Source organism: Micromonospora sp. NPDC047187 (assembly GCF_040643355.1).
GTDB classification, from domain to species: Bacteria; Actinomycetota; Actinomycetes; order Mycobacteriales; family Micromonosporaceae; genus Micromonospora; species Micromonospora salmantinae.
Map to the genome: position 1 here is coordinate 1 of NZ_JBEYUF010000030.1, position 25,082 is coordinate 25,082.

Sequence of the window (25,082 nt, forward strand, 5' to 3'; positions counted from 1 at the left end):
ATTGTGCCCCCGGTCTGTTTCCCCTCTTCGAGGGCTCCGTTGGGGGGCAGCGTGTGCGGGGGGGGGGGGGGGCCCCCCCCCCCCCCCCCCCGCCACGTCGGCTATTGCAGGTAGCGCTCCACCTCGGGCTTGGGGCGTTCGCCCTGGGCGTCCGGATCGCCGTGGGTCTCCCGGGCGGCCCGTCGGCGGCGCAGCAGGTCCCAGCACTGGTCGAGGGACTCCTCCAGTGCGCGCAGTCGTTCGCTGGTCTCGCCCTCGGTGCCCGACTCGTGGGCCTGGGCGTCGGCACGCAGCCTGTGTTCCTCGTCGACCAGCTCGGAGATCCGGTTCAGGATGGTCTTGTCGTCCATGTCACAGAGCCTGGCACAGGGTGCCGGGCATCGCCCGGATTCGGGGGTACCGGTGCGTCCCATGTCACCGACCCGCACCGGCCAACCCGGGGCCGCCCGTCCGGTGCCGATGCGGCGGTCAGATCGGCGGCACGCGGCCGCTTCGTCCAGCGCGCGTGGTCGTCGGCGCACCCGGCCTGGTGTCGTTCCTGAATATCCACTCAGGATCTGCGTGCGGTGAAAACATCGATGAGTGTGCGTGCGCTTAGATGGAAATTGCGTCGTCCGCAAGTCTGGAGGTGCCCCTCGTTTGGTGAGATGCTTCCGTCGGCCCAGAAGGTGAAAGTTTCATCAACCTGCCCGACCGAAGTGGACCGCTGCGGTCGGCGGGACGACGAGGAGATGTGGTTCGATGTCACAGGTGTCCGAGGCACGCCCCGCCACCGTCAGCACCGAGCCCCGGACAATCCCGTTACGACGCGCTCTGCCGGCACTGGTCCGCGATCCGCTGGGCGCGCTCGTCGACTTCGCGCAGGACGCCGACGGCGACGTCATCCGGCTCAACCTCGGCTCGTTCCGCCCCTATCTGGTCAGCCATCCTGAGCACCTGCAACGCGTCCTGCGGGACAACGTTGCCAACTACACCCGGGACGGCGACGGGTTGCTCTGGCGACCCGTGCGTCGAATCGTGGGTGACGCCATCCTGGTCGCCGAGGGTGAGATCTGGGAGTCCAGCCGAGGCGCGCTGCAACCGTTGTTCACCGCCAAGCGGGCCGAGACGCTCGTCGACAAGATGGCCGAGGCGATCAACGAGGCGGTCGACGAGTGGCTCGAACCGGCCCTCGCCGGTCGCCCGATCGACGGCGGCGCCGAGCTGACCCGGATCGTCCTGCGCACCACAATGCGGGTGCTTTTCGCCGACCGGATCTCGGTCTCCGATGCCCTGCGGGTCAGCGCCGCGCTGGACACCGTCACCACCGCGATGCTCCCCCGGCTGCTGATGCCCGCCGTGCCGTACGGGGTGCCGATGCCCGGCGACCGGCGCTTCCGCGACGCGGTACGCGCCATCGACGAGGTGGTGCTGCCGATCATCCGGGAGGCCCGGGCCCATCCCACCGACGGCGACGACATCATCTCCACGCTCTGCCGGCCGCGCGCCGACGGCAGCGAACCCGACGAGTACGCGATCCGCGGCGACGTGGTCGCGATGTTCTCCACCGCCACCGAGACCACCATCGCCCTGCTCTCCTGGCTCTGGCCGGTCCTGGCGTCCCGGCCCGACGTGGCCGAGCGGATGACCGACGAGATCGAACGGGTGGTCGGCGTCGAACGGGTCGGCCGCGAGCACCTGCCCCAACTGCGCTACGGCCGGATGGTGCTCGACGAGATGCTGCGGCTCTACCCGGCCGGCTGGATGATCCCGCGCACCGCGGTCGGCGACGACGTGTTGGGCGGGGTGCGGATCAAGGCCGGCGGCACCGTGCTGGTCAGCCCGTACGTCACCCAGCGGATGTCGACGTTCTGGACCGACCCGGCGCTCTTCGACCCGGAGCGGTTCGCGCCGGAGCTGCCCCGGCGCCGCTACCGCTACTCCTACTTCCCGTTCGGCGGAGGCCCGCACCAGTGCCTCGGGCAGTACCTGTTCCTGCTGGAGGCACAGCTCATCGTCAGCACCGTGCTGAGCCGCTACCGCTTCCGGCTGCGCGAACCGGTCGACCTCACCCCTCGGATGGGCGCCTCGCTGCAACCCAAGCAGCGGGCCGAGGTCATCCTCACCCCGGTCGAGCGCCCGGTCGCATCGTGACGGAGACCCCGCGACCGGCGCGAGCCGGTCAGGACGCGGTCGCCGAACAGGGCCGGGTGTGTGCGCTCGCCGTGCGGGGCGTACGCGACCTCCAGGACGTCACCGCCGCTCACCCGGAGCTGTTCGACGCCGCGCCGTTCGACCCGGCGATGCTCAGCTCGGTGGCCACCGCCATCGCCTTCACCGCGCCGTGGCACACCGCCGCGGAACTGCGGATCACCACGCGTACCCTGCTCTGGGTCTTCGCGGCCGACTGGCAGGTCGACTACCTCGCCCGGTCCGTGGACGACGTCCGGCACGTGGTGAACGACTGCCTGGCGGTGGCCGACGGCGCGGTGCCCCCACCGGGGCGACACCTGGCCCGGCTGCTGGCCGACCTGCGCGACGAACTGGCCACCGTGCCGGCGTTCGCCCGGCTGCGCCCGATCTGGCGCGACGAGCTGGCCCGGATGCTCGCCGCCGTGGCGCGGGAGTGGGACTGGAAGCACCTGCCGACCGACCCGACCACCGGCCGGCGCCTGCCGGACCTGAACCGCTACCTGGACAACGCCGACAACCTCGCCTGTTCCTTTGTCAACGTCACCCACTGGATAGCCACCGGCGACGAGAAGACCCTCGCCCAGTTGACCGACCTGCTGGACGCCGGACGTGGCGTGCAGCGGGTGCTGCGGCTGGTCAACGACCTCGCCACGCAGAAGCGCGACGCCGAGTGGGGTGACCTGAACGCCCTCTCGCTGGTCGACGACCCGGCGCAGGTGCACGACCGGTTGGCCGAGCTGACCGCCCGGTCCCGCGGGGACTTGGCCGCCCTCGCCGAGCGGTGCCCCCGCCAGGCGGACTACCTCAACCGGCAGATCTCCTTCACCGGCGGCTTCTACCAACTGTCGGACTTCTGGGGGGCGCGCGATGAGTGAGCGCGCCACCCGGGTGCTCGCCGCCGACCCGGTCGCCGAGGCCGCCCGCGAGTTGATCGCCGGCCTTGGTCTGCGGCCGTGGGGGCAGGTCGCCGCGTCGGTGTACGAGACCGGGCGGCTGGTCGCCGTCGCGCCCTGGCTGACCGGGCACCACCAGCGGATCGCGTTCCTGCTGCGCAGTCAGCGCCCGGACGGGGCGTGGGGCCCACCCGAGGGGTACGCCCTGGTGCCGACGCTGAGCGCCACCGACGCGCTGCTCGCGGCACTGGCCGACGGCAGGGCCGGGACGGAACTGCTCGCCCCGGTGGCCCGTGGGCTCGGCGCGCTCGTCGGCACGCTGCTCCCCACCGACGCCCGGACTCTGCCGGACACCCCCGCGCTGGACCTCATCGTTCCGGCGCTGGTCGACACGATCAACGACCGGCTCGCCGGGCTGGAGCGGGCCACCGCCGCCCAACTGCCCCGCCCGCCGTTGCCGCTGCCCACCGGGCTCAAGCGGGACCGGCTGCGCGCGGTGCGGTCCGCTGTGGCCGCCGGAGCGACGCTGCCACCGAAGCTGGCCCACTTCTACGAGATCCTGGACGCGACACCCACCGACGCCGGCCCCACGCTCACCGCGGTGGGCGCCTCACCCGCCGCGACCGCGGCCTGGCTGACCGCGGCCGGCCCGGCCGCCGGCCCCACCGCGCACGCCTTCCTGCTGGCGTTGATCCGCGACGGAGGCGGCCCGGTGCCCTGCCCGGCACCGATCACCGTCTTCGAGCGGGCCTGGGTGCTGAGCGGCCTGCGTCGCGCCGGGATCGCTGTCAACCCGCCGGCCTCCGTCCTGGAGAGCCTGACCGCTGCCACCACCGGCCAGGCAATCGCCACCGGCGACGGACTGCCGACCGACGCCGACACCACATCGGTGTCCCTCGACGCGTTGGCCCGGCTCGACCGTCCTGCGGACCCGGCCAGCCTGTGGGCGTACGAGACGACTGACGGTTTCTGCACCTGGCCGGGGGAGGACGGCTTCTCGGTCACCACAAACGCCCACGTGCTGGACGCCTTCGGTCAGCACCTGACCCGGCACCCGGACGCGGACGGGCGCTATCACCGGGCGGTCGACCGGCTGAGCGCGGTGCTGACCGGGCATCAGCGCGCTGACGGCGCCTGGCAGGACCGGTGGCACGCCTCGCCGTACTACGCCACCGCCTGCTGCGTGCTGGCACTGGCCGAGTTCGGGCGGGGCGCGGCCGCCGCCGAGGCGGTGGATCGGGCGGCCGGTTGGGTGCTGAGCAGCCAGCGCGCGGACGGTTCGTGGGGGCGGTGGGACGGCACCGCCGAGGAGACCGCGTACGCCCTCCAGGTGCTGCTGACGGTGCCGACGACGGTGCCACGGGTCGACGACGCCGTGGCGCGTGGGCACGCCTACCTGCACGAATCCGCCGACCGGGAGCACCCTCCACTGTGGTACGGCAAGGAGCTGTACTGTCCGACCGTCATCGTTCGCGCCACTGTGCTCGCCGCCTGCCGACTGGCCGGCGTTCGTGCCTCGGGCGTGGACCGATCGGTGGTGGATTGCGGTTACCAGTCAACAAAAACAGCAACTTGAGGGGTTGTGTGGACACTGCTAGCGTACGCAGAGCCTCAGCCCGGATGCCCCGCTGTGGTGGGACGTCGCCCCCTCTGATCATTCGTTGATGAGCTGAGTCAACGCCCAGCCTGGGACGGTTCAATGCGTTCTCGCGGTACGAGTATCCGCACCAAGGTTGTCGCCCTGCTGCTCTCCCTGGTCGCGCTCTGGATGTTCGCGGCGTGGGTGACCCTGCGTGACGGGTTCAACCTGCTCGGTGTCCAGTTGCTCAACAGCAAGGTCTACACGCCGAGCGAGCCGCTCTTGCAGGAGCTCCAGGTGGAGCGGCGATTGACCCAGGCGTACCTGAGCAACCCCGAGGCCGCGCAGCGGACGGCGCTCGAGGCCGAGCAGCGCAAGACCGCGCAGTTGGCCGCCGACTTCGCCGCCTCGGTGCGCAACTGGCAGGTCGACGTCGCCGGCAGCTCCGCACTGGACACGCAGCTCGGTATGACGATCGCCCAGGTCAACGGGTTGGAGCGGACCCGCGCGGAAGTGCTGGACCGCAAGATCGACCGGATCGCCGCCGCCGAGGCGTACACCGACACTATCGAGTCGATCTTCCAGATCTACGACGTGACGGGCAGCCTGGACGACAAGCAGATCGCCGGCGAGGCCGCTGCCCTGATCCAGCTCAACCGGATGAAGGAGCTGATCTCCCAGGAGGACGCGCTGCTCAGCGGCCTCTTCGGCAACGGTCGGATGAGCGGCGCCGAATACGCCCGCTACGTCGCGCTGGTGGGCTCGGAGCGGTTCCTCGGTGAGGAGACCCGGGTCCGGCTCGCCGACGCCGACCAGCGCCGTTACCAACAGCTCGTCGAGGGTGAGGCGTTCACCCGGCTGCGCGCCGTGCAGGACAGCATCATCCGCGAGGGCCGGCCGTCGACCCAGCTGCCGGTCGGTGCCGAGCAGTGGCGGGGCACTGTCGAGCCGGCGCTGGCCGAGGTGAACGACGTCGTGACCGCCGGCGGTGAGGGCATCGTGGACCGGGCCACCGGCGTCGCCGTGATGGTCGTCGTCCGGCTGGTGCTCGCCACCGGCCTCGGCCTGCTCGCCGTCATCGCCTCGGTCGTCGTCTCCATCACCACGGCCCGGACCCTCCTGCGCCAGCTCGAGCGGCTGCGGCAGGCCGCCTGGCAGCTCGCCGACGAACGGCTGCCCCGCGTGGTTGAGCGGCTCGGCCGAGGCGAGGAGGTCGATGTCGCCACCGAGGCACCCCCGCTGGAGTTCGGCACCGACGAGATCGGCCAGGTCGGCAAGGCGTTCAACGCGGTCCAGGAGACCGCGCTGCGCACCGCAGTCGAGCAGGCCGACCTGCGTCGCAACGTCCGCGAGGTCTTCCTGAGCCTGGCCCGACGCACGCAGGCACTCGTCCACCGCCAGCTCACCCTGCTCGACGCGATGGAGCGCCGCGAGCACGACGCGGAAGAACTGGAGGACCTGTTCCGGGTCGACCACCTGGCCACCCGGATGCGGCGCAACGCGGAAAACCTGATCGTGCTCTCCGGCTCCACCCCCGGTCGGGCCTGGCGGCGCAACGTCCCGGTGGTCGACGTGGTACGCGGCGCCGTGGCCGAGGTGGAGGACTACACCCGGGTCAACGTGCTTCCGCTCGGGCCGGTCTCGCTCGCCGGCCGCGCGGTCGGCGACGTCATCCACCTGCTCGCCGAGCTGATCGAGAACGGCCTTTCGTTCTCCCCGCCACACACGACAGTCGAGGTCCGCGGCCAACTGGTCTCCAACGGGTTCGCCATCGAGATCGAGGACCGGGGCCTCGGCATGAGCGAGGAGGACCTGGCCGCGGCGAACCACCGGATCGTCGACCAGTCCGAGTTGAACCTCGCCAACGCCGCCCGCCTCGGGCTCTACGTGGTGAGCCGGCTGACCGAACGGCACGGCGTGCGGGTACGGCTCAAGGAATCCGCGTACGGCGGCACCACAGCGGTCGTGCTGATCCCGCTGGAGCTGGTCACCGAGGCCGGCGCCTCCCCGGAGGACTCCGGCTCGTTCCGGACCGGCTCGGCCATCGCGATGCCGTCGGCGCCCGCGAAGGACAGCGGCCGGCCGGCGACCCTCACACCGGTCGCGCTCGCCACACCGACGACCACCGCTTCGGAGGCGGCGGTGACCTCGGTGGCGCCGATGCCGGCCGACACCACAGCGCCGGCGACGGACGAGGAGGCCGAGGCGGACACCGTTCTCCCCACCCGACAGCGGACCACCCCGGCAACCGGCACCCCCGACCTGCCCACCCGCGCCCGGCGCGGGCCGGCTCAACCAGCCCTGGAAGCCCCGACCGTGCCCACCGGCCTGCCCGCCGTCGACCGCACCCGCCCGGAGACCCCCGACGGAGAGCCGGCCCCGGCCGGCGACGGTGGCCCGGCGCCCGCCCGCGCCGAGGCGGAGCGGACCGACTCCGGCCTGCCCGTCCGGGTCCGACAGGCGAACATCGTTCCCGAGTTGCGAGACGACCCGGCGGTGTCCGAAACCGACGACGAGGATGTGGTGCGCCCACCGGAGCAGGTTCGCCGGATGATGAGCTCCTACCAGACCGGCACCCGGCGTGGGCGGACCGACGCGGCTCGGCTGCTCGGCGGCGCCTCCGGCGCCCCGGCGGCGACGCCGTCCGAGCCGACCGACGAGGATCCACAAGCGACCTGACCGAGCACCGACGACGCGGGTTGCCGCGCGGTGTGACGGTCGAGCCCCAGACGAACAACGGCGCACAGCCGGGCGAGAAGAGGACGACGAAGTGACCCAGAAGACGGCTTCGAGCGCCGACCTGACGTGGTTGCTGGATGACCTGGTGGGCCGGGTGAAGCAGGCCGAACACGCGGTCGCGCTCTCCACCGACGGCCTCTTGATGGCCTCCTCCCAGGGGTTGAGCCGGGACGACGGCGAGCACCTCGCAGCGATGGCGGCCGGCATCCAGAGCCTCGCCCGAGGCGCCGGCAAGCGCTTCGGTGGTGGGCAGGTGCAGCAGACCATCATCGAGATGCAGTCGTCGTTCCTGTTCGTCACCGCGGCCGGCCGCAACGCCTGCCTGGCCGTACTCGCCAGCGAGGACGCCGACGTCGGCCTGATCGCCTACGAGATGGCGATGCTGGTCACCCGCGTCGGCAAGTACGTCGCGTCGCCGTCGCGCGGCACCGATCAGCAGGTCGGCGAGAGGTAGCGGCGATGACGGTCCAGGGGGAGTCCGCAGACCATCAGTGGGTGGATGACCACGCGGGTCCGGTGGTGCGTCCGTACGCGATGACGCGTGGTCGGGCCCGCCCGGTCACCGGCACATTCGACCTGATCTCCCTGGTCACGGCCACCCGAGCCGAGGTCACGCCCGAGGTCGGTCTCGGTCCCGAGCATTTGGCGATCGTCGGGCTGTGCCAACGCATACAGTCCGTCGCCGAGATCGCCGCCCATCTCGACCTGCCGGTGGGCACCATCCGGGTGCTCCTCGGTGATCTGGCGGCCCGCAGCCTGGTGCAGGTCCGCGAGCCGCAGACCACGGCCGGTCTTCCCGACAACAGCATCTTCGAGGCGGTAATCAATGGACTACGGGCACTCTGACCGGCCGGCGGGAGCGACGCCACTGCCCACCGCGATCAAGATCCTGGTCGCGGGCGGCTTCGGCGTGGGCAAGACGACAATGGTTGGCGCGGTCAGCGAAACCCGGCCGTTGCGCACCGAGGAGGTGCTGACGGAGACGGGGGTCGGCATCGACGACCTGTCCGGGGTGGAGGGCAAGACCACCACCACCGTGGCCATGGACTTCGGCCGGATCACCATCAGCGACGACCTGGTGCTGTACCTGTTCGGCACGCCGGGGCAGGACCGGTTCTGGTTCGTCTGGGACGAGCTGGCGTTGGGGGCGATCGGCGCTGTGGTGCTGGCCGACACCCGCCGGCTCGCCGACTGCTTCCCCTCGATCGACTACTTCGAGGGTCGGGGCACACCCTTCGTGGTGGCGGTGAACTGCTTCCAGGACGCCCGGAAGTACCGACTCGACGAGGTGCAGGCCGCGCTGAACCTGGACCCGGGTGTGCCGGTCCTGCTCTGCGACGCCCGGCAGCGTGAGTCCAGCAAGGAGGTGCTCGTCACGCTGATGGAGCACGCCATGAAGACCCGCGAGGCCCGCCGCCGCGCCGCCAGCGGAGACTGACCAGAGTTTTTCGGGGGAGGGTGTCCGGAACGCCGCCCGCCGATCGTCATGCTGGCGACACCCCGAGAAACCAGGGAGCGACCAGATGAAGTACATGATGTTCGTTTGCAGCGACACCGAGCCGGACACCGACCCCACCGAGCTACCCGACATCGAGAAGTGGGTGGCGGAGAACGACTCTCGGGGCCGCCGCCTGACCGGCAACGTCTTCGCGTCGCCCAGCGCGGCCACCACCGTCCGTGTTCGCGACGGTGAGCTGCTCGTGTCCGAGGGGCCGTTCGCGGAGACCGCCGAGGTGATCGTGGGCTTCGACCTGCTCGACTGCGCCGACCTGGACGAGGCGATCGAGGTGGCCCGCACCCACCCGATGGCCCGCGTAGGACGACTGGAACTGCGTCCGTTCGCGGACCTGTCCGACTGACGAGGTTGTCCACCCCGCAGCGCCGGCCGGTGCGCAACCCGGCACCGGCCGGCGCGGCGGCGGCGGAGGCCGTCGCGGCCGCCAGCGTCGAGGCGTACCCCCGGATCGTCGCGACCCTGATCCGGGTGACCGGGGACTGGGCGTTGGCCGAGGACTGCGCCCAGGAGTCGTTGACCGTCGCGCTGGAGCGTTGGCCCACCGACGGTGTGCCGGCCAACCCGGGCGGCTGGCTCATGACGGTGGCGCGCAACCGGGCGATCGACGTGCTGCGTCGGGCCACAGTGGAGCGGCGCAAGCTGCACGACCTGGCGTTGCTCACGCCAGACGAGGCGCAGCCCGAGCCCGAGGCGGGGCAGGACGTGGTGGACGACCGGCTGCGTCTCATCTTCACCTGCTGCCATCCGGCGCTCGCGATCGAGGCCCGGGTGGCGTTGACGCTGCGAACGGTCTGCGGTGTGCCGACCGCCGACATCGCGCGCCTGCTGCTGGTCAGCGAGTCGACGATGACCCGCCGGTTGACCCGGGCGCGCACCCGCATCACCCAGGCCGGCATCCCGTACCGGGTGCCGAGCGGGCCGGCGCTGACCGAGCGGCTGCCCGGCGTCCTCGCCGTGCTGTACCTGCTGTTCACCCGGGGCTATGTCGCCGACGGCGAGCCGGCTTTCGCCGACGAGGCGGTCCGGCTGGTCCGACTGCTCGACCGGCTGATGCCCGACCAGTCCGAGGTCGCGGCGTTGCTGGCGCTGTGCCTGTTCCAACACTCCCGTCGGGACGCCCGCCGCGACGCCGACGGCAACCTGCTCACCCTGGAGCGGCAGGACCGCGACAGGTGGGACCGTGCCGCCATCGCCGAGGCCCTGGTCGCCCCTCGATCGGGTACGCCACGACGGGCCGTACGCGTGGCAGGCCAGGATCGCCGCCTGTCACGCCACCGCGGCCTCGGCCGACGACACCGACTGGTCGACGATCGCGGGAGCCTACGACGCGCTCGCCGACCTCCGCCCCTCGCCGGTGATCGCGCTCAACCGCGCGGTCGCGCACGGCTACGCGTACGGGCCGGCTGCCGGGTTGGTTCTGCTCGACTCGGCGCGCGCCGGCGGCGGGCTGGACGGCTATCCGCTCGCCGTGGCGGTGCAGGCCGACCTGGTGGCCCGGCAGGGCGACCGGCGGCGTGCGGCAGGACTCTTCCGGGAGGCGGCGGCAGCTGTGGGCTCAACCGCCGAGCGTCGTGCGCTGCTCGACCGGGCCGACGAACTCGCCCGGTAGGGCAGTGGGGGTCAGCCGCGCTTGGCCAACACCAGGAACCGGGCCCAGGCCGCCGGGTCGAAGGCGAGCGCCGGACCGGCCGGGTCCTTCGAGTCACGTACGCCGATGACACCCGCGAGGTTGTCGGCCACCTCGACGCAGTCGCCGCCGTTGTTGCCACTCTTGCTGCTCTTGCGCCACCGAGCGCCGGTCAGGTCCATGATGCTGCCGCTTCCCTGATGAGATTGAGGGACTGCGCCCGCGACAGGGCGCCGTCGCGAATGCGTTCCCACCGTCGGTCGAATGTAGCAACGTCGGCAACCTTGTCGATGAGTTGCGCCTGCGCCTGGCTGTCGACGTGTGCGACCCGCGCCCCGTCCGGCATCTCTGCCACTGTGAACGGGCCACCGAGGCCTGGATACATGCCGACGTCGGCGGGTACGACGAACAGCGACACGTTCGGCAGCGCGGCCTGCTCGGCCAGCCGCTCGCACTGCTCCCGCATCATGGCCCGGTCGCCGTCGAGGGTGCGCCGCAGGACTCCCTCGTCGAGGACCGCGACGAGCAGCGGCGGGCGTTCCCGGCGCAGGATGGCCTGCCGGCTCAGCCGCGCCTCGGCGAGGTCGTCGGCCTCGGCCGGTGTCAGCGCCTCACCGACAAGCGTCGCCAGCGCGTACGCCTTGGTCTGAAGGAGACCCGGTATCCACGCGAGCTGAAACGACCGCAGCGACAGTGCCTCGCGCTCGATCTCGGCCCAGGGCCGGAACCAGGCCGGCGTCCGGCGCTTCAGCGCGTCCGGCCACAGCTCGTCGACGTTCCGGCCGAGCAGCTCGGCGACCCGCGCGCGGTGACGCGTCTGCGGAATTCGTCCCGTGCTCGCCCACTTGGCGGCCGTCTTCGGATCGACACCAATCTGCGCAGCGAGACTGTCCGCTGTGTGGCCCCTCTCGGCCATCGCCGCCTGTACGGCTCGATTCATCTCCAGACCCTCCAGAACGTTCCAGACGTCGGAAGGAAATACTTCTACGCGGTGTGATCGGTAGGGACTGGCCCTGCCCGGTGCTGCGAGCGACCCCGACGGACGCGGCCCGTCGCGCGACACTGATCCCCGAGTTCTCCCGGATCACCCGCCGGGCGATCCGCGACCTGCGCGGCCAGCCCGGCAGACCCGACCCGGTCGCCATCGTCCGCCGTTTCCTCTGGTTCCTGCCCCTCACCGACGAGGAAGCACGGGCGGTCGCACTGCGGCTGCGCTGAGCTGGGGCCTGCGCTGCTGACCCGCCCCTCGCACCATCCGGCCCGGCGGTGCAGGTGCTCCTCGTGTCCTTTGCTCTGCACCCGCCCACGCGCCAGTTACGGGCCGTTCGTGGTGCGCGGGCGGGTGCAGAGCAAAGGACGCACCTGAACCGGGCGGCGGGCCCGGCTGACCACCGAAGGCGGCGACAACCCGTGCGGCCCGGCGCCACGACCGGGCCGATGGAGGCCACTGCTGAGTCGAGAGCGAGGAGAAACGAAAGGGCCGCCCCCCGCAAGCGCGGAAAGCGGCCCTTTCGCCGGACGTCGGTACGTCAGTTGGCGATCATGCGGCGCAGCACGTACTGCAGGATGCCGCCGTGCCGGTAGTAGTCCGCCTCACCGGGGGTGTCGATCCGCACCACGGCGTCGAACTCCACGCCGGTGTCGGTGCTGACCTGCACGGTGCGCGGGGTCTCACCGTCGTTCAGGGCGGTCACCCCGGTGATGGTGAACGTCTCGGTGCCGGTCAGGCCGAGCGACTCGGCGGTGACGTCCACCGGGAACTGCAGCGGCAGCACGCCCATCCCGATCAGGTTCGAGCGGTGGATCCGCTCGTACGACTCGGCGATGACCGCCCGGACGCCCAGCAGCATCGTGCCCTTGGCCGCCCAGTCCCGCGACGAGCCCGAGCCGTACTCCTTGCCCGCCAGCACGACCAGCGGGATGCCGGCCTCCTGGTAGGCCACCGAGGCGTCGTAGATCGAGGTCTGCTCGCCGGTGAGGTGGTTGACGGTGAAGCCGCCCTCCACCCCGGGCACCAGCTGGTTGCGCAGCCGGATGTTGGCGAAGGTGCCCCGGATCATCACCTCGTGGTTACCCCGGCGGGAACCGTACGAGTTGAACTCGTGGCGCGGCACGCCGTGCTCGGCCAGGTACGAGCCGGCCGGGGAGTCCGCCTTGATCGCGCCGGCCGGCGAGATGTGGTCGGTGGTCACCGAGTCACCCAGCTTGGCCAGCACCCGGGCAGCGGAGATGTCGACGACCGGGCTCGGCTCCTGCTGCATGCCCTCGAAGTACGGGGGCTTGCGCACGTAGGTGGAGTCGTTCTCCCAGGCGAAGGTGTCGCCGGTCGGGGTCGGCAGCGACTGCCACCGCTCGTCGCCGGCGAAGACGTCGGCGTACGCGGCGCTGAAACCGGTGGCGCCGATCGCCTGGGCGATGACGTCCTGGATCTCGGCGCTGTTCGGCCAGATCTCGCGCAGGTAGACCGGGTTGCCCTCGGTGTCCTCACCGATCGGCTCGTTGGCCAGGTCGATGTCCATGGTGCCGGCCAGGGCGTAGGCGACCACCAGCGGCGGCGACGCCAGGTAGTTCATCTTGACGTCCGGGTTGATCCGGCCCTCGAAGTTCCGGTTGCCGGAGAGCACCGAGACCACCGACAGGTCGTGCTCGTTGACCGCGGCGGACACCTCCTCGGGCAGCGGGCCCGAGTTGCCGATGCAGGTGGTGCAGCCGTAGCCGACCAGGTTGAAGCCGAGCTTGTTCAGGTACGGGGTGAGGCCGGCCCGCTCGTAGTAGTCCATGACGACCTTCGACCCGGGCGCCAGGGTGGTCTTCACCCACGGCTTGCGGGTCAGGCCCTTCTCCACGGCGTTGCGGGCCAGCAGCGCGGCACCGATCATCACCTGCGGGTTGGACGTGTTGGTGCAGGAGGTGATCGCGGCGATCACCACGGCGCCGTGGTCCAGCTCGTACTCGACGCCGTCCGCGCCGGTGACCCGAACCGGGTTGCTGGCCCGGCCACCCGCGCCGACCGCAGCGGTCTCCAGGTCACGAGGCTCGTCGGCCGGGTCGCTGAACTCGTTGGCCGGCGGGTCGCTGGCCGGGAAGGACTCGGCGCTGGCCTCGTCGGCCGGGCCGTTGGCGCCACGCGGCAGCTCCTCGCGGGGGACACCCGGCTTGAGGTCGCGCTCACCGACGGAGTCGTCGGCCACGTAGTCGGTCAACGCGGAGCGGAACAACGTCTTCGCGGCACCCAGCGGCACCCGGTCCTGCGGGCGCTTCGGGCCGGCGAGCGACGGCTCGATGGAGCCGAGGTCCAGCTCCAGGCGCTCGGAGTAGTCCGGCTCGGCGTCCGGGTCGTGCCAGAGGCCCTGCTCCTTGGCGTACGCCTCGACGAGCGCGACCTGCGCCGCGTCGCGGCCGGTCAGCTCCAGGTAGCGGATCGTCTCCGCGTCGATCGGGAAGATCGCCACGGTGGAGCCGTACTCCGGGGACATGTTGCCGATGGTGGCCCGGTTGGCCAGCGGCACGGCGCCCACGCCGGGGCCGTAGAACTCGACGAACTTGCCGACCACACCGTGCTTGCGCAGCATCTCGGTGATGGTCAGCACCAGGTCGGTGGCGGTCGTGCCGGCCGGCATCTCACCGGAGAGCTTGAAGCCCACCACCCGGGGGATCAGCATGCTGACCGGCTGGCCGAGCATCGCGGCCTCGGCCTCGATGCCGCCGACGCCCCAGCCCAGCACGCCCAGGCCGTTGACCATGGTGGTGTGCGAGTCGGTGCCGACCACCGTGTCCGGGTACGCCTGGCCGCCCCGCTCCATGATGGTGCGGGCCAGGTACTCGATGTTGACCTGGTGCACGATGCCGGTGCCCGGCGGGACGACCTTGAACTCGTTGAACGCGGACTGACCCCAGCGCAGGAACTGGTAGCGCTCCTTGTTGCGCTCGTACTCCAGCTCGACGTTGCGGGCGAACGCGTCCTCGCGGCCGAACAGGTCGGCGATGACCGAGTGGTCGATGACCAACTCGGCCGGGGCGAGGGGGTTGACCTTGCTGGCGTCGCCGCCCAGGTCACGCACTGCCTCGCGCATGGTGGCCAGGTCGACCACGCAGGGCACGCCGGTGAAGTCCTGCATCAGGACCCGCGCCGGGGTGAACTGGATCTCCACGCTCGGGGCGGCGGTGGAGTCCCACCCGCCGAGCTGGCGGATGTGGTCGGCGGTGATGTTCGCGCCGTCCTCTGTCCGCAGCAGGTTCTCCAGCAGGATCTTCAGGCTGTACGGCAACCGCGCGTGGCCGTCCACCTTGTCGATCTTGAAAATCTCGTAGCTCGCGTCTCCGACGCGTAGCTGGGTCTTCGCACCGAAGGTGTCGAGGCTCGCCACGTCGTACTCCTTCACACCAGCGACCGTGAGTAGTCCTGAGCAGTCTGTCGCACCGGTCGGGGTGCCGCCGAGGTTAGGTGACACTTACCGCCCGATTCCGCTTCCAACAAAACCGTACGTCCGTCTTGCTATATGCGCAACCCGGCGTCACGGGTCGGGTGACCCACGACCACGCCGCGCCGTCGGGTCGGCGGGGTAGGGTCGGGGCCGATTCGGAAGGGGTGCCGAGTGATCGACGTTCAGCACTGGCTCTCGGCACTGCCTCCGGGCGTGGTCTACCTGCTCGTCGCCGGCGTGATCGGCGTGGAGAGCATGGGCGTCCCGCTGCCCGGCGAGATCGTCCTGGTCAGCTCCGCCCTGCTCGCCGCCACCGGAGTGGTCGAGCCGGAGTGGGTGGCCAGCGCGGCGGCGTTCGGCGCCATCGTCGGCGACTCCGTCGGGTACGCGATTGGCCGACGCGGCGGTCGTCCGCTGCTCGCCCGGCTGGGCAGACGGTTCCCCAAGCACCTCGGCCCGGCACAGCTCGCCCGCGCCGAACAGAGCTTCGCGCGGCACGGCGTCTGGGCGGTCTTCTTCGGTCGGTTCGTGGCACTGCTGCGGATCCTGGCCGGGCCGCTCGCCGGGGCGCTGCACGTGCCGTACCGCCGCTTCCTGGTGGCGAACGCGGCCGGCGGGTTGGTCTGGGCCTTCGGCACGACGTACCTGCTCTACTCCGTCGGCCGGGCGGCCGAACACTGGCTGAAGGACATCTCCTGGGCCGGGTTGGTCCTCGCGGTGCTCGCCGGGCTCGGCAGCACCTGGTGGCTGCGCCGCCGCGCGCACCGCGTCACGTCGGCCGACGGCGCCGCTGACATGACGGCGACCGAGGTGCCTTCCGGCGTGGAGACGGCCCAGGTGGCTTCCGGTGGTCAGTCGGCTGCGGTTGCGCCCGGTGTGGAGTCGGTGCGGGCGGGCAACGAGCACTGACCTGGGCGTGCACGAAGGGCCGGACCCTGGTGGGGGTCCGGCCCTTCGGTGTGTGCTGGGTGTGTGTGGTCAGCTGGTGGCGTAGCCGCGGGTGGCGATCCAGTCCGCGAGGTGTTCGGTGCTGATCCAGTAGGAGGCGGTGTTCGCATCGGCGGAGTCGGCGATCTTGACGGTGTTGCCGTTGTCGCGGTAGCCGACGACGCTGATGTAGTGCCCGCCCTCGTAGGAGTGGGTGACGCCGTCGGTGTCGGTGCTGGTGCCGGCGATGTTGGCGACCACGGCCCGGCCGTCGTCGACGGTGCGGACGATGTCGGCGCGCAGGGTGTCGGTCTGCTTGGTGTCGGCGTCGCGGGTGCTGATCTCGACGGACCGGTAGGCGTCGTTCTTACCGGTTTCCTTGTTCAGCACGGGGGTGATGTCGTTGATGGAGTTGGTGCCGGCCTCGGTGGTGCCCATCTCCTTGGCCATGTCGTCGACGTTGATGTTCTTGCCCTGCACGGACAGGGCGTTTCGGGTCGCGGCGGGCCCGCAGTAGTAGAAGTTCGGCTGGGCCTCGTAGCGCACGCCGAGCTCTCGCTCGCCGTGGCCCTTGCGGTCGGTCTGGGTTTGCGCGGCCGGGGTGCTGGTGGTGGGTGCGGCGAACGCGGTGGTGACGGGGCCGGCGATGGCGCCACCGGTGAACGCGAGACCAGCGGCGGTCAGAGCGGTCTTACGGATCAGATCGGTACGCATGATGGCGTGCTCCTCTGCATCGGGGGTGCCCGCACCACACCCGGGGGTGGATGGTGCGGGAAAGTTCGTGGCGACGCCGGCGATCCGGGGGGACCTGCTCGGGCGTTGCGGGGGATGTAACCGGGGCGGCCTGCCGGGTGTTCCCGGCGGCTGCCGCGCCCCACGACCGGGACAGTCGCGGTGGTCTGCCAGGTATAACGACCCGGCCCGGCCCACGATTCCGCGACCGGGGTGGCCCCCGACCACCCGACAGGCGGGGTCAAACCAGACAACCCGCCCAACCGTCCAGCCCTGCCCACCGGACGGAGCCGACACGCGGCCGTGCTGTCATGATCCATTCGGTTTCACGGAGGTGTCCCGGTGCCGGGGGATACCCCGACTTCAGGAAAGACGAGTGGATCATGCCTGGTTGCGCTGGTCGGGGATCGAGCACGATCATGCGGAACCGGCCGCTGACGAGTCGAGTACCTGGTCCACGACGCACTGCCATGAGGCAACATCTAGGCTCTGACCGAGAGGGGTGGATCATGGACGCTGCAACATGCCGGGCTCTGGCTCCTTCCCCGCCCGGGGTTGGCCGATGAGCACGATGGCATTCCTGAACATCGCCATGCACGGGCACATCAACCCGACATTGCCCGTTGTGGGTGAGCTTGTGCGTCGTGGTCACTCCGTCACCTATCACACGACGCCGGCCTACGCCGAGCAGATCGCGGCCACCGGGGCACGGGTTTTCCTTTACCCCGGGGACGACCTACCGCTCTCCGGCCCGCCGACGCCCGTCACGGTGATGGAGCAGCTTGCGCATACCGCCGTACGCGTGCTGCCCGCCGTCCTCACCGACCTGCGGGGCGTCCGGCCCGATCTGATCGTGCACGACTCCCTCTGCCCGTGGGGGCCGGTGGTCGCCCGGGAACTCGGCGTGCCGCCGGCATCGTCGTTCACCACGTTCGCCTTCAACCGGTACGTGCCCAGCCCGACCCGTGGCTCCTGGGAGCTGCTCAGCGCGGCCGCGGCCCTTCCCCGCTCGACCGTCGGGTACCTGAGATCGCGGTGGGAGCTGCGCCGCCGGTACGACACACGCGCCTTGCCCCTGATTGACCTGGCCAACATCCGTCAGCCGCTCAACCTGGTCTACACCTCGCGGGCGTTCCACCCCGAGGCGGACAGTTTCGACCAGTCCTATCAGTTCGTCGGACCCAGCATCGGTGCCCGTCGAGCGGACTCGTCGTTCCCGGCCGATCGATTGCGGGACCCGGTGATGTACGCCTCGATGGGCACGGTGTTCGACGCCCCGCAGTTGCTGCGCACCTTCGCCGATGCGCTGGCCAGGCTGGGTGGCACCCTGGTCATTTCCACCGGACACACCGATCCTGCCGCGCTTGGCCCGCTACCGGGCAACGTGCTCGCCTACCGTTCCGTCCCGCAGTTGGAGGTGCTGGCCCGTGCGGCGCTGTTCATCACCCACGGCGGGGTGAACAGCGTCAACGAGGCCCTGTACGCCGGCACCCCGATGTTGGTGGTCCCGCAGGGCGCCGACCAACTGCTGGTGGCTTCCCGCATCGTCGAGCTCGATGCCGGCCTGTCGATCCGCACCGAGGACGTCACGGTGGAGGCGGTGCGGGCCCTCGCCCAGCGCCTGCTCGACGAGCCTCGATTCCGGGCCGCCGCGAGCACCCTGCAGGTCGCCCAGCGTCAGGCGGGCGGCTATGCGCGTGCCGCCGACGTACTCGAGCACTTCGTGCAGCAGACCGGCTCGGTCACGCAGCCGGGTCTCGCCGATCTGCCACCACAGGGCTGACCGATGTCTTCCGTCGTCGCCATCCTGCTGCTTGTCGCCGGGCTGTCCGAAGCCGCCGGGCGTCTCCTGCCGGTGGTGGCACGCCTGTCCGGCGTGTCGCACGTGAGAGTGGTCAGCCTGTTGCTGGCGGGCGCGATCGTTGACGGCGCGGTGTTCGCGCTCTGGCCGCTGTCCGCGTGGGCCGTTGCCGGTCTGGTGCTGCCCACCGCACCGTCCGACGCACTGATCTGGACACCACGGCTGGCTGCTCCGCTGGTGCTTGCCGGGGTCCTCGCGTTCCCGCTTCTTGGGCCACTGTTGCACCTGTTGCTCATGGTGGGAGTGGGCGCCGGCCTCGCCGGTGCACTCGCCACGGCGGCCGGAGTCGGATGGTGGGAGGCCGCCGGCTGCGTAGCGGTCGCGGGAGTCGGGCTCGGCGTCTCCGTCGAGGCCGTCCGCCGCCTCGTCGTGAAGCTCAACACCAGACGAGCACCGGAGTCAGTCGCGTGATCGGACTGGCGCTCCTGGTGCTGCTCGGAGGGCTGGGACTGGTGCTGATCGCCGAGGCCCTGCTGGCCCGCTACGAGGTGCTGGTCTACGCCGCAGGCTGGCGCACACCCACCATCTCCCGCCCCGAGGGCATGTCCTACGCCCGCGGGGCGGATCCAGACCGCCCTCCGGACGCCTACCTGGTCTATCTCGACGGCATCGGGAAGCGCCGTTTCCACGACACCCGCGATGGTGGCCGACTGGTCAAGGCCCTGATCAATCGAGCGCCGGAGCTGCGGGTGCTGGGCCAGGTGCAGCCCTACTCCCCGCTGGCCGTGCCGCTCGCCGACCGGCCGGTCTGGACCTGGGTGCGCCGCCGCGTCGGGCTGCTGCTGTTCCTGCACAACGTGATGCAGATCTTCGTCGCCGCCGACCGCCGCTACCGCCCCCTCTACAACCGCGCCGTCGGTGCGCAGATCGCCACCGAACTCCAGGTCGCCGGCTACCGGCCGGACAGCGGTATACCCGTGGTACTGCTCAGCTACAGCGGTGGCGCCCAGGTCGCCAGCGGTGCGGTGAACGAACTGTGGTCCGAACTGCGTACCCCGCTCTGGCTGATCACTCTCGGCGGGTTCCACAACGGTGCCAACGACATCACCCACGCCCAGCACCTCTACCAGCTCACCAGTGCCGGCGACTGGATCGAGCGAGTCGGCACCTGGATCTTCCCGCAGCGGTGGCGGCTGTTCCGCTGGAGCGGATGGAACCGGGCCGACCGCGAAGGCAAGATCACCGTGCACCGGCTCGACCCTGCCACGCACATCGGTCCCCGCAGCTACATCGCTCCGGAGGCTCGCCTGCCCGACGGGCGCAGCCACCTCGACCGGACCACCGACACCGTGCTCGCGCTGATCCGGGACCGCCTCAGCCGGACGGCGGAGACCGACGGCCCGCTGCCCTGAACGCTCACACGTCGGCGTTCAAACCGGCCTGCTGGTTCGCCTCCGGCTGAGGGAGCCCGGAGATCTGGAGCAGTTGACTGACGACAACGCGCAGTTGCGAGACGACGACAGCCCCGGAGGACCCGACACCCTCGGCGCATGCCTCGTTGATGTCACTGATCACCTGTAGCGCTCGCTCCCGCGCGCGGTCCGGCTCCCGTCCGGCCAGGAAGTCACGATGCAGGAGCCTGAACGCCTGGCCGAAGTGCTCGATCGCCGTGGAGAGGCCGGCCGGCAGCGTCTCCCGGGCGTGTAGTGCCGACACCGCCCACTGCACCATCTCGCGGCTGCTGGTGTAGGCGAGTTCAAGGTGCTCGGCCGCCCGCGCGTACCGACGCATGATGCCCAGCCGTCTCCGCCGCCAGGGTGAAAGAATTGCGACTTCGCATGCTGCGGCGACCACGTCGGCCGTGTTTCGTCGCTGCGCCTCTGCCGCACGCAGTCGCTGTAGGGCATCCTCGGCCTGCCGCACGTCGTGGTGAGACAGCGCACTGGCGATGGCTGTCATCTCCCGGGCGATGGCATCGACTGTCGGACCAGCGGCGCGGCGCACGATCCGCACCGGATTGAGCGGCAGAATCAGCAAGGCCACCACGATGGCCACCGCCACACCGACCAGCGCATTCGCCGTGCGGGGCACGGCCAGGTCCGGCCGGTCCGGAGACACCGTGCCGAGCAGGACGGCGGTGCTTCCCGCCTGCACCATGACGGCTCCGGTGCCGCGAAAGACGGCTGCCGCCGAGATGGCCAGTGCCACGACCACACCGGTCTGTATCGGTCCCGCCCCGATGAACCGTATGATCCCGTTTCCGACCAGCACTCCCAGGAACACCCCGGCGAGAAGTTCGAGAGTTCGACGGGCCCGATTACCGACGGCCGCCGCGATGGTGCCGACCGCGGCGGCGGGTGCGAACAGCGGCTGCGGATTGTGCAGCACGTCGCTGGCGACGAACCAGGCCAACCCGGCGGCCACCCCCGCCTGCACCGCGAGGATGAGGTAGGTGCGAAGCCGTTCGTAGGCCTCCCGGCCCTCGCGCAGCGCACTCTCCGCCGGTCGGGCACCCCGACGTCTGCTGCGCACCTCTCACCCCCGCCATCGACCGGCTCTCTCACGATCGTCGTACGACGGCGAACGTCGGGTGCGAGAGATCCCCAATCTGATGCGGCACCGACGGAAGCCTGCGCCTCCGCGCGCGGAGGGGTATTCGGCCGGCGCAGTGGGTCAGCCGGCGCCGAGCAACTCCAGGACCGCGTCGCGGGCCGCCAGGACGGCTGCCTCGGATTGCGGGCCGTGGTTGAGAATGTCGAAGGAGTGCTGGCCGTCCGGCACCTCGATCATCCGCATCGGCCAGCCCTGGGCGGTCGCTGCGGGGAGGAACGCGTCGATGCCGGCCAGGACCGGCGGGATGTCCTGGCCGGCGCGGGTCAGCACCAGTGGCACGCCCGTGCCGGAGCTGAGTGCCTCGACTGGCAGGAACCGGGCGTCGACCTCCCAGCCGGGGAACGGGACGAGCAGCGGGTACGTCAGTGCGATCCCGCGTAGCCATGGCGGCGGGACGCGCAGCCAATCGGCCGCGAAGAGGCCACCGCCGGAGAAGAACCACAGCACCACCCGCTCGGGGTCGACTCGCGGATCGGCGCGGACCTGCTCGACCATCGCCGCGATGTCGTCGGCTGCGGCGGGCAGCGCCGACAGGTCGGACACCTGGTAGCTGACCAGCGCGCCGACCACGCCGCTCGCGGCGAGCAGCGCGCCGTAGCCGCGGTAGAGCAACCAGTCGCGGGGGTCGGGCGCGTCGGGTGGCAGCGGAGCGCCGTGCACCACCACGACGGCCGGCGAAGGACCGGTGTGGGTGGGCAGGTGCAGGTCGACGTTGCCGTGTCGCTCGACCGGCGCGGCCGGGGTGGACAGGACGAAGGGCCGTTGTGCGACGGGCGTCGTCATTGCCTCATCGTATCGATCATCAACCTGCCCGGCTGCCCCAACGATGATCTACAGAGGACCGTGGATCAGGTCGGATCGCCGGGTTTCGCGGCGTCGCCGGCCTGGGCGTGCCGCTCCAGCAGCCGCCGCCGGATCTCCTCGGGGGTGTACGCGCGCCGACGCCGTTCGGCCCGCGCGATGACCACACCGGAGGCCGCGACGCCGGCGAGCCCGGCCAGCCCGAGAACCTTCCACCACCGCATTCGTTGCCGCATCGGCCTAGGCTAGTCCCTCATGAGCATCAGCCTGGATGAGGCCGTCGAGTTGACCCGCACCGGTGACGTGTGGGTGTTCCGGGGTCGCAGCGTGCCGGACCGGGCGATCCAGTTCACCACCAACAGCCCGGTGAACCACGTCGGGATGGCGGTGGTGCTGGACGACATGCCGCCGTTGATGTGGCACGCGGAGTTGGGCAGGTCGTTGCCGGACCTGTGGTCGGGCGGCCACCAACGCGGCGTCCAGCTGCACGACCTGCGGGACGCGGTCTGCGTCTGGGCCAACCGGTACGGCCAACGGGCCTGGCTGCGGCAGCTCGACCCGCCGGCCGACGCGGAGATGGAGCGGGCTGTCCTGCGGACGATCGCGCGGTTGGACGGCACGCCGTTCCCGTCGACCGCCCAGTTGGCGTGGCGCTGGGTGCGGGGTCGGGTGCCGGCGCTGCCGCGCCCCGGCCGGCTTCCCGCGCTGCCGCACCTCGGTCGGCTGTCGGCGCTGTCACGCCTCGGCCAGCCGACACCTCGCCCTGACCCAGCCGACCAGGCCGACCGCCCCACCCCGGCCGACCGCGCCACCCCGGCCGACCGCCCCACCCCGGCCGACCGCGCCACCCCGGCCGACCGCCCCACCCCGGCCGACCGCGCCAACCCCTCCGGCCCGGTCAGCTCGGCCCGATCGGCGGGGGAGCGGGACCGGGCGCTGGAGACGGCGTACTGCGCCGAGGTGGTGGCGGTGACCTATGAGGCGATGGGGTTGCTGCCGGCGGGTCGGCGTCCGAACTGGTATGACCCGGGGCGGTTCTGGAGCGGGGACGACCTGGGTCTGGCCGCCGACGCCCGGTTGGGTTCCGAGATCGAGGTTCAGGTACCGCCGCGCTGAGGTTTGACCCGTGCGGTGACCGGCAATTGCTGTGACCGTGAACGCCTCCACGGATCTTGACACGTTGGCCGACTTCTTCGACCGGTACGGCGTGGCGTTGACCTCCGGCGACCTGCCGGCCATCGCCGGCTGCTACGCCCTGCCGGGGCTGGTGGTGGCCGACACCTACAGCTTCTCGTTCACGTCCGCGGCGGCGGTGGCGCTGTCCTTCGTGGGCGCCGCACCCGACTATCAGGACCGGGAGTTGGTGGCGGCCCACGCCCGGATCGACGACGTGCAGCCGGTGTCCGCGCTGTTGACGATGGTGGCGGTGGAGTGGGAGTTCCTGGACAGTCGGGGGCGGCAGGTGCCGGGGGAGCGGTACCGGTACCTGCTGCGCATCTCGGACGACGGACCACTGATCTGCACTGTCGTCCGGACGGGCTGACCGACGGGGGCCGGTCGGCCCGATCCGTACCCGCCCGGTTTCTGGTCCGGGCGGCGCTGGCTACGCTGTCGCGTCGGTGGGGACGAGGGGAGACCTGATGGCGGTGCGGCCGGACGGTGCGGCAGATTCGCGGGCGGCGCGGCTGTTGGTGTCGGTGCCGTGGATCGTGGTGCTGCTCGGTGTGTGCGCGCTGGTGGTGCTCCTGGTGATCGCGCTGTTGTCGTTTCGGACCAGGGAGCGGGACGCGCCGCCGCAGGCTGCGCCTCCGGCGTTCCTGCCGACCGTGCCGGCCGCCGCGTCGGCCACCGGTGGGCCGACTCCGGCCGCTGTGGAGCGACGCTCGGTGTCGCCGCGACCGTCGCGCAGTAGTCGGACGCCGTCACCGCGGGCCAGCGTCACCGGCTCGCCGACTCCCGAGCGGACGGGCGTCCTGATGGCGCCGTCGGCGGACGACACTGTCAGCGCCCGGTACGAGGTCGGTTCGAACGGCTGGGACGGGGAAGCGGCGGTGCTGGCGATCGCCAACGAGTCGAGTCGGTCGATGGACTGGCAGGTGGAGCTGGTGTTCGACGACGACACGTGGACTCTGCGAGTAAGTGATGACTCGGGCGTCTCGGTGCGGGGGCGCGGGCACGGGGAGTTCGTGTTGCGCGGCACCCGTTCGCTGGATGCGGGTGACTCGCGGACGGTGCGGCTGCGCGTCGGCTGGGGTGACTCGGCGCAGCGACCGGCCAAGTGCACTGTCAACGGGGTCGCCTGCCGGATCGGCTGAGCCAGCACTCCGCCGCCAGACCGCCGACCGCCCGCACCGCTAGACCGCCGCACCGCTAAACCGTTGCACCGCTAGAACGCCGCGCCGCTGGACCGCCGCGCCGCCAAGGCTTTCCGGGTCGGGCCGCCGATCGCTACGCTGCGCGGACGGTCCGCTGAAGGAGGTACATGTCCGGCATGCGCCGTGTTCCGCGCCCGCCACACGGTCCGGTGGCGATCGCCACGTCGCCCTGGATCGTGGTCGGCGCCGGTGTCGTCGTGATGGTGGTCCTGCTCATCGTGGCCCTGGGCGCGTACCGGGGACGTAGCCCTGCGCCGGACGGCGCGCAACCGCCGGCACTGCCGGTGCCGTCCGCGGTGGTGGCGCCGAGCGCGCCCACCTCGGTGCCGTCTCCAGCGCCGGTGCTGCCAGGGGTATCCGGCCGTGCGAGCGGGCTGCCGCCGAGCGCCGCGGCCGGGTCCGGGTCACCGTCGGCCGACCCGACTGGCGGTCCGATCGGGAGGCCGTCGGCGACGCGGTCGCCGAGCCGGGCGGCGCCGGGGCAGCCGGCGATGACCGGGCGGTACCGGGTGGTGCAGAGCTTCGACGGCGGTTTCATCGGCGAGGTGGCGATGGTCAACACGTCCACCCGGAGCCGTGGTTGGACGGTGCGGTTGGAGTTCTCCGGTGGACGGCTGGTGACCGCCTGGGTGGAGGGCGTCCCACAGGGGACGATCCGTCAGTCCGACGACGGCTTCACGTACGTCAGCGGGGTCGACGTGTCGCCCGGCGGTTCGGTGTCGTTGCGGTTCCACATGGAGCGGGCGTTCCACACGCCACGGGAGTGCAGTGTGGACGGGGTCCGCTGCAACGGACTCTGAGCGTCGATTCCGCAAGGATGCTGCTGTGTTGCGACCATGTTTGCAAGGTATTGCAGAATGTTTCGGCAAGGGTTAGCGTGCGG

26 protein-coding genes and 1 pseudogene are annotated in these 25,082 nt (G+C 71.2%); 19 read left to right on the forward strand and 8 right to left on the reverse strand.

The genetic code is table 11. The features are described 5' to 3' along the window. Positions 1-101 precede the first annotated feature (101 nt). On the reverse strand, positions 102-350 hold the full coding sequence (locus ABZ794_RS29950; protein WP_238688182.1) for a DUF2630 family protein: 249 nt from the start codon (positions 348-350) through the stop codon (positions 102-104). A gap of 445 nt (positions 351-795) precedes the next feature. On the opposite strand from ABZ794_RS29950, the gene ABZ794_RS29955 reads away from it, so the two are divergent. The 10 genes and pseudogenes from ABZ794_RS29955 to ABZ794_RS30000 all read left to right on the forward strand — a co-directional run bounded on the left by ABZ794_RS29955 (position 796) and on the right by ABZ794_RS30000 (position 10,508). Beyond that, positions 796-2,133: a cytochrome P450 gene (locus tag ABZ794_RS29955; protein WP_238688434.1), complete on the forward strand. Its 1,338-nt coding sequence runs from the start codon at positions 796-798 to the stop codon at positions 2,131-2,133. Further along, complete coding sequence (locus ABZ794_RS29960) at positions 2,130-3,047, forward strand: terpene synthase family protein (RefSeq protein WP_238688183.1); 918 nt, start codon at positions 2,130-2,132, stop codon at positions 3,045-3,047. The genes ABZ794_RS29955 and ABZ794_RS29960 overlap by 4 nt, the downstream gene beginning before the upstream one ends. Beyond that, a complete protein-coding gene (locus ABZ794_RS29965) occupies positions 3,040-4,641 on the forward strand; it encodes a prenyltransferase/squalene oxidase repeat-containing protein (RefSeq protein WP_357518720.1) in 1,602 nt (533 codons plus the stop codon). The genes ABZ794_RS29960 and ABZ794_RS29965 overlap by 8 nt, the downstream gene beginning before the upstream one ends. 123 nt (positions 4,642-4,764) lie before the next feature. After that, on the forward strand, positions 4,765-7,323 hold the full coding sequence (locus tag ABZ794_RS29970) for a nitrate- and nitrite sensing domain-containing protein (RefSeq protein WP_238688185.1): 2,559 nt from the start codon (positions 4,765-4,767) through the stop codon (positions 7,321-7,323). 91 nt (positions 7,324-7,414) lie between these two features. Further along, positions 7,415-7,837: a roadblock/LC7 domain-containing protein gene (locus tag ABZ794_RS29975; protein WP_091403761.1), complete on the forward strand. Its 423-nt coding sequence runs from the start codon at positions 7,415-7,417 to the stop codon at positions 7,835-7,837. 5 nt (positions 7,838-7,842) lie between these two features. Next, on the forward strand, positions 7,843-8,229 hold the full coding sequence (locus tag ABZ794_RS29980) for a DUF742 domain-containing protein (protein ID WP_203125011.1): 387 nt from the start codon (positions 7,843-7,845) through the stop codon (positions 8,227-8,229). Further along, positions 8,210-8,821, forward strand: a complete 612-nt coding sequence (locus tag ABZ794_RS29985) for an ATP/GTP-binding protein (RefSeq protein WP_112588672.1) — start codon at positions 8,210-8,212, stop codon at positions 8,819-8,821. Before ABZ794_RS29980 ends, ABZ794_RS29985 begins: the two co-directional genes overlap by 20 nt. A gap of 85 nt (positions 8,822-8,906) precedes the next feature. After that, positions 8,907-9,242, forward strand: a complete 336-nt coding sequence (locus tag ABZ794_RS29990) for a YciI family protein (RefSeq protein ID WP_210787214.1) — start codon at positions 8,907-8,909, stop codon at positions 9,240-9,242. A gap of 125 nt (positions 9,243-9,367) precedes the next feature. Next, positions 9,368-10,042: pseudogene (locus ABZ794_RS29995) on the forward strand (sigma-70 family RNA polymerase sigma factor); the annotation flags it as partial. 37 nt (positions 10,043-10,079) lie between these two features. Beyond that, on the forward strand, positions 10,080-10,508 hold the full coding sequence (locus ABZ794_RS30000) for a hypothetical protein (RefSeq protein WP_357518723.1): 429 nt from the start codon (positions 10,080-10,082) through the stop codon (positions 10,506-10,508). Between the two features lie 11 nt (positions 10,509-10,519). Here ABZ794_RS30000 and ABZ794_RS30005 read toward each other — a convergent pair whose 3' ends face one another. Together ABZ794_RS30005 and ABZ794_RS30010 are read right to left on the reverse strand one after the other, a co-directional pair. Continuing rightward, positions 10,520-10,708: a DUF397 domain-containing protein gene (locus ABZ794_RS30005; RefSeq protein WP_091403772.1), complete on the reverse strand. Its 189-nt coding sequence runs from the start codon at positions 10,706-10,708 to the stop codon at positions 10,520-10,522. Next, the gene (locus ABZ794_RS30010) at positions 10,699-11,466 is read right to left on the reverse strand and encodes a DUF5753 domain-containing protein (RefSeq protein WP_238688188.1); all 768 of its coding nucleotides are present in this window, start codon (positions 11,464-11,466) and stop codon (positions 10,699-10,701) included. Before ABZ794_RS30010 ends, ABZ794_RS30005 begins: the two co-directional genes overlap by 10 nt. Positions 11,467-11,546: 80 nt before the next feature. Here ABZ794_RS30010 and ABZ794_RS30015 point away from each other — a divergent pair, with 80 nt between their 5' ends. Next, complete coding sequence (locus ABZ794_RS30015; protein ID WP_357518726.1) at positions 11,547-11,744, forward strand: hypothetical protein; 198 nt, start codon at positions 11,547-11,549, stop codon at positions 11,742-11,744. Between the two features lie 311 nt (positions 11,745-12,055). Here the strand turns inward: ABZ794_RS30015 and ABZ794_RS30020 are convergent, their stop codons facing one another. Continuing rightward, positions 12,056-14,908: an aconitate hydratase gene (locus ABZ794_RS30020; RefSeq protein ID WP_357518728.1), complete on the reverse strand. Its 2,853-nt coding sequence runs from the start codon at positions 14,906-14,908 to the stop codon at positions 12,056-12,058. A gap of 213 nt (positions 14,909-15,121) precedes the next feature. Between ABZ794_RS30020 and ABZ794_RS30025 the strand changes: the two genes are divergently transcribed. Then, positions 15,122-15,859, forward strand: coding sequence for a DedA family protein (locus tag ABZ794_RS30025; RefSeq protein ID WP_307850699.1), 738 nt, complete (start codon positions 15,122-15,124; stop codon positions 15,857-15,859). A 69-nt stretch (positions 15,860-15,928) separates the two neighbouring features. Here ABZ794_RS30025 and ABZ794_RS30030 read toward each other — a convergent pair whose 3' ends face one another. Continuing rightward, positions 15,929-16,591, reverse strand: coding sequence for a C39 family peptidase (locus ABZ794_RS30030; RefSeq protein WP_357518730.1), 663 nt, complete (start codon positions 16,589-16,591; stop codon positions 15,929-15,931). A gap of 580 nt (positions 16,592-17,171) precedes the next feature. On the opposite strand from ABZ794_RS30030, the gene ABZ794_RS30035 reads away from it, so the two are divergent. From ABZ794_RS30035 to ABZ794_RS30045, 3 genes are read left to right on the forward strand one after another with little or no spacing between them, the layout of a single operon-like run. After that, the gene (locus ABZ794_RS30035; RefSeq protein WP_357518732.1) at positions 17,172-18,392 is read left to right on the forward strand and encodes a macrolide family glycosyltransferase; all 1,221 of its coding nucleotides are present in this window, start codon (positions 17,172-17,174) and stop codon (positions 18,390-18,392) included. A gap of 3 nt (positions 18,393-18,395) precedes the next feature. Beyond that, complete coding sequence (locus ABZ794_RS30040) at positions 18,396-18,881, forward strand: hypothetical protein (protein WP_238688194.1); 486 nt, start codon at positions 18,396-18,398, stop codon at positions 18,879-18,881. Then, positions 18,878-19,822, forward strand: a complete 945-nt coding sequence (locus ABZ794_RS30045; RefSeq protein ID WP_238688195.1) for a hypothetical protein — start codon at positions 18,878-18,880, stop codon at positions 19,820-19,822. The genes ABZ794_RS30040 and ABZ794_RS30045 overlap by 4 nt, the downstream gene beginning before the upstream one ends. A 4-nt stretch (positions 19,823-19,826) precedes the next feature. Here the strand turns inward: ABZ794_RS30045 and ABZ794_RS30050 are convergent, their stop codons facing one another. The 3 genes from ABZ794_RS30050 to ABZ794_RS30060 all read right to left on the reverse strand — a co-directional run bounded on the left by ABZ794_RS30050 (position 19,827) and on the right by ABZ794_RS30060 (position 22,060). Beyond that, positions 19,827-20,942, reverse strand: a complete 1,116-nt coding sequence (locus ABZ794_RS30050) for an FUSC family protein (RefSeq protein WP_238688196.1) — start codon at positions 20,940-20,942, stop codon at positions 19,827-19,829. Positions 20,943-21,083: 141 nt separating this feature from the next. Next, the gene (locus tag ABZ794_RS30055; protein ID WP_238688197.1) at positions 21,084-21,806 is read right to left on the reverse strand and encodes a hypothetical protein; all 723 of its coding nucleotides are present in this window, start codon (positions 21,804-21,806) and stop codon (positions 21,084-21,086) included. Positions 21,807-21,871: 65 nt separating this feature from the next. Further along, a complete protein-coding gene (locus ABZ794_RS30060) occupies positions 21,872-22,060 on the reverse strand; it encodes a hypothetical protein (RefSeq protein ID WP_210786436.1) in 189 nt (62 codons plus the stop codon). A 19-nt stretch (positions 22,061-22,079) separates the two neighbouring features. Here ABZ794_RS30060 and ABZ794_RS30065 point away from each other — a divergent pair, with 19 nt between their 5' ends. From ABZ794_RS30065 to ABZ794_RS30080, 4 genes are all read left to right on the forward strand, one after another. Beyond that, on the forward strand, positions 22,080-22,940 hold the full coding sequence (locus tag ABZ794_RS30065; protein WP_357518735.1) for a hypothetical protein: 861 nt from the start codon (positions 22,080-22,082) through the stop codon (positions 22,938-22,940). 37 nt (positions 22,941-22,977) lie between these two features. Next, positions 22,978-23,367 (forward strand): hypothetical protein, encoded by a 390-nt coding sequence (locus tag ABZ794_RS30070; RefSeq protein WP_210786428.1) that lies wholly within the window; start codon positions 22,978-22,980, stop codon positions 23,365-23,367. A 97-nt stretch (positions 23,368-23,464) separates the two neighbouring features. Next, a complete protein-coding gene (locus tag ABZ794_RS30075; RefSeq protein WP_357518737.1) occupies positions 23,465-24,139 on the forward strand; it encodes a hypothetical protein in 675 nt (224 codons plus the stop codon). Positions 24,140-24,306: 167 nt separating this feature from the next. Then, on the forward strand, positions 24,307-24,999 hold the full coding sequence (locus ABZ794_RS30080) for a cellulose binding domain-containing protein (protein ID WP_357518739.1): 693 nt from the start codon (positions 24,307-24,309) through the stop codon (positions 24,997-24,999). Positions 25,000-25,082 lie beyond the last annotated feature (83 nt).

Coding starts and splice junctions, on each gene's coding strand:
- ABZ794_RS29990 (WP_210787214.1), top strand. CDS start 8,907: ATGAAGTACATGATGTTCGTTTGCAGCGACACCGAGCCGGACACCGAC.
- ABZ794_RS29970 (WP_238688185.1), top strand. CDS start 4,765: ATGCGTTCTCGCGGTACGAGTATCCGCACCAAGGTTGTCGCCCTGCTG.
- ABZ794_RS30065 (WP_357518735.1), top strand. CDS start 22,080: ATGAGCATCAGCCTGGATGAGGCCGTCGAGTTGACCCGCACCGGTGAC.
- ABZ794_RS30040 (WP_238688194.1), top strand. CDS start 18,396: ATGTCTTCCGTCGTCGCCATCCTGCTGCTTGTCGCCGGGCTGTCCGAA.
- ABZ794_RS30010 (WP_238688188.1), bottom strand. CDS start 11,466: ATGAATCGAGCCGTACAGGCGGCGATGGCCGAGAGGGGCCACACAGCG.
- ABZ794_RS30060 (WP_210786436.1), bottom strand. CDS start 22,060: ATGCGGCAACGAATGCGGTGGTGGAAGGTTCTCGGGCTGGCCGGGCTC.
- ABZ794_RS30075 (WP_357518737.1), top strand. CDS start 23,465: ATGGCGGTGCGGCCGGACGGTGCGGCAGATTCGCGGGCGGCGCGGCTG.
- ABZ794_RS29950 (WP_238688182.1), bottom strand. CDS start 350: ATGGACGACAAGACCATCCTGAACCGGATCTCCGAGCTGGTCGACGAG.
- ABZ794_RS29965 (WP_357518720.1), top strand. CDS start 3,040: ATGAGTGAGCGCGCCACCCGGGTGCTCGCCGCCGACCCGGTCGCCGAG.
- ABZ794_RS30055 (WP_238688197.1), bottom strand. CDS start 21,806: ATGACGACGCCCGTCGCACAACGGCCCTTCGTCCTGTCCACCCCGGCC.
- ABZ794_RS30005 (WP_091403772.1), bottom strand. CDS start 10,708: ATGGACCTGACCGGCGCTCGGTGGCGCAAGAGCAGCAAGAGTGGCAAC.
- ABZ794_RS29980 (WP_203125011.1), top strand. CDS start 7,843: ATGACGGTCCAGGGGGAGTCCGCAGACCATCAGTGGGTGGATGACCAC.
- ABZ794_RS30035 (WP_357518732.1), top strand. CDS start 17,172: ATGAGCACGATGGCATTCCTGAACATCGCCATGCACGGGCACATCAAC.
- ABZ794_RS30080 (WP_357518739.1), top strand. CDS start 24,307: ATGTCCGGCATGCGCCGTGTTCCGCGCCCGCCACACGGTCCGGTGGCG.
- ABZ794_RS29985 (WP_112588672.1), top strand. CDS start 8,210: ATGGACTACGGGCACTCTGACCGGCCGGCGGGAGCGACGCCACTGCCC.
- ABZ794_RS30030 (WP_357518730.1), bottom strand. CDS start 16,591: ATGCGTACCGATCTGATCCGTAAGACCGCTCTGACCGCCGCTGGTCTC.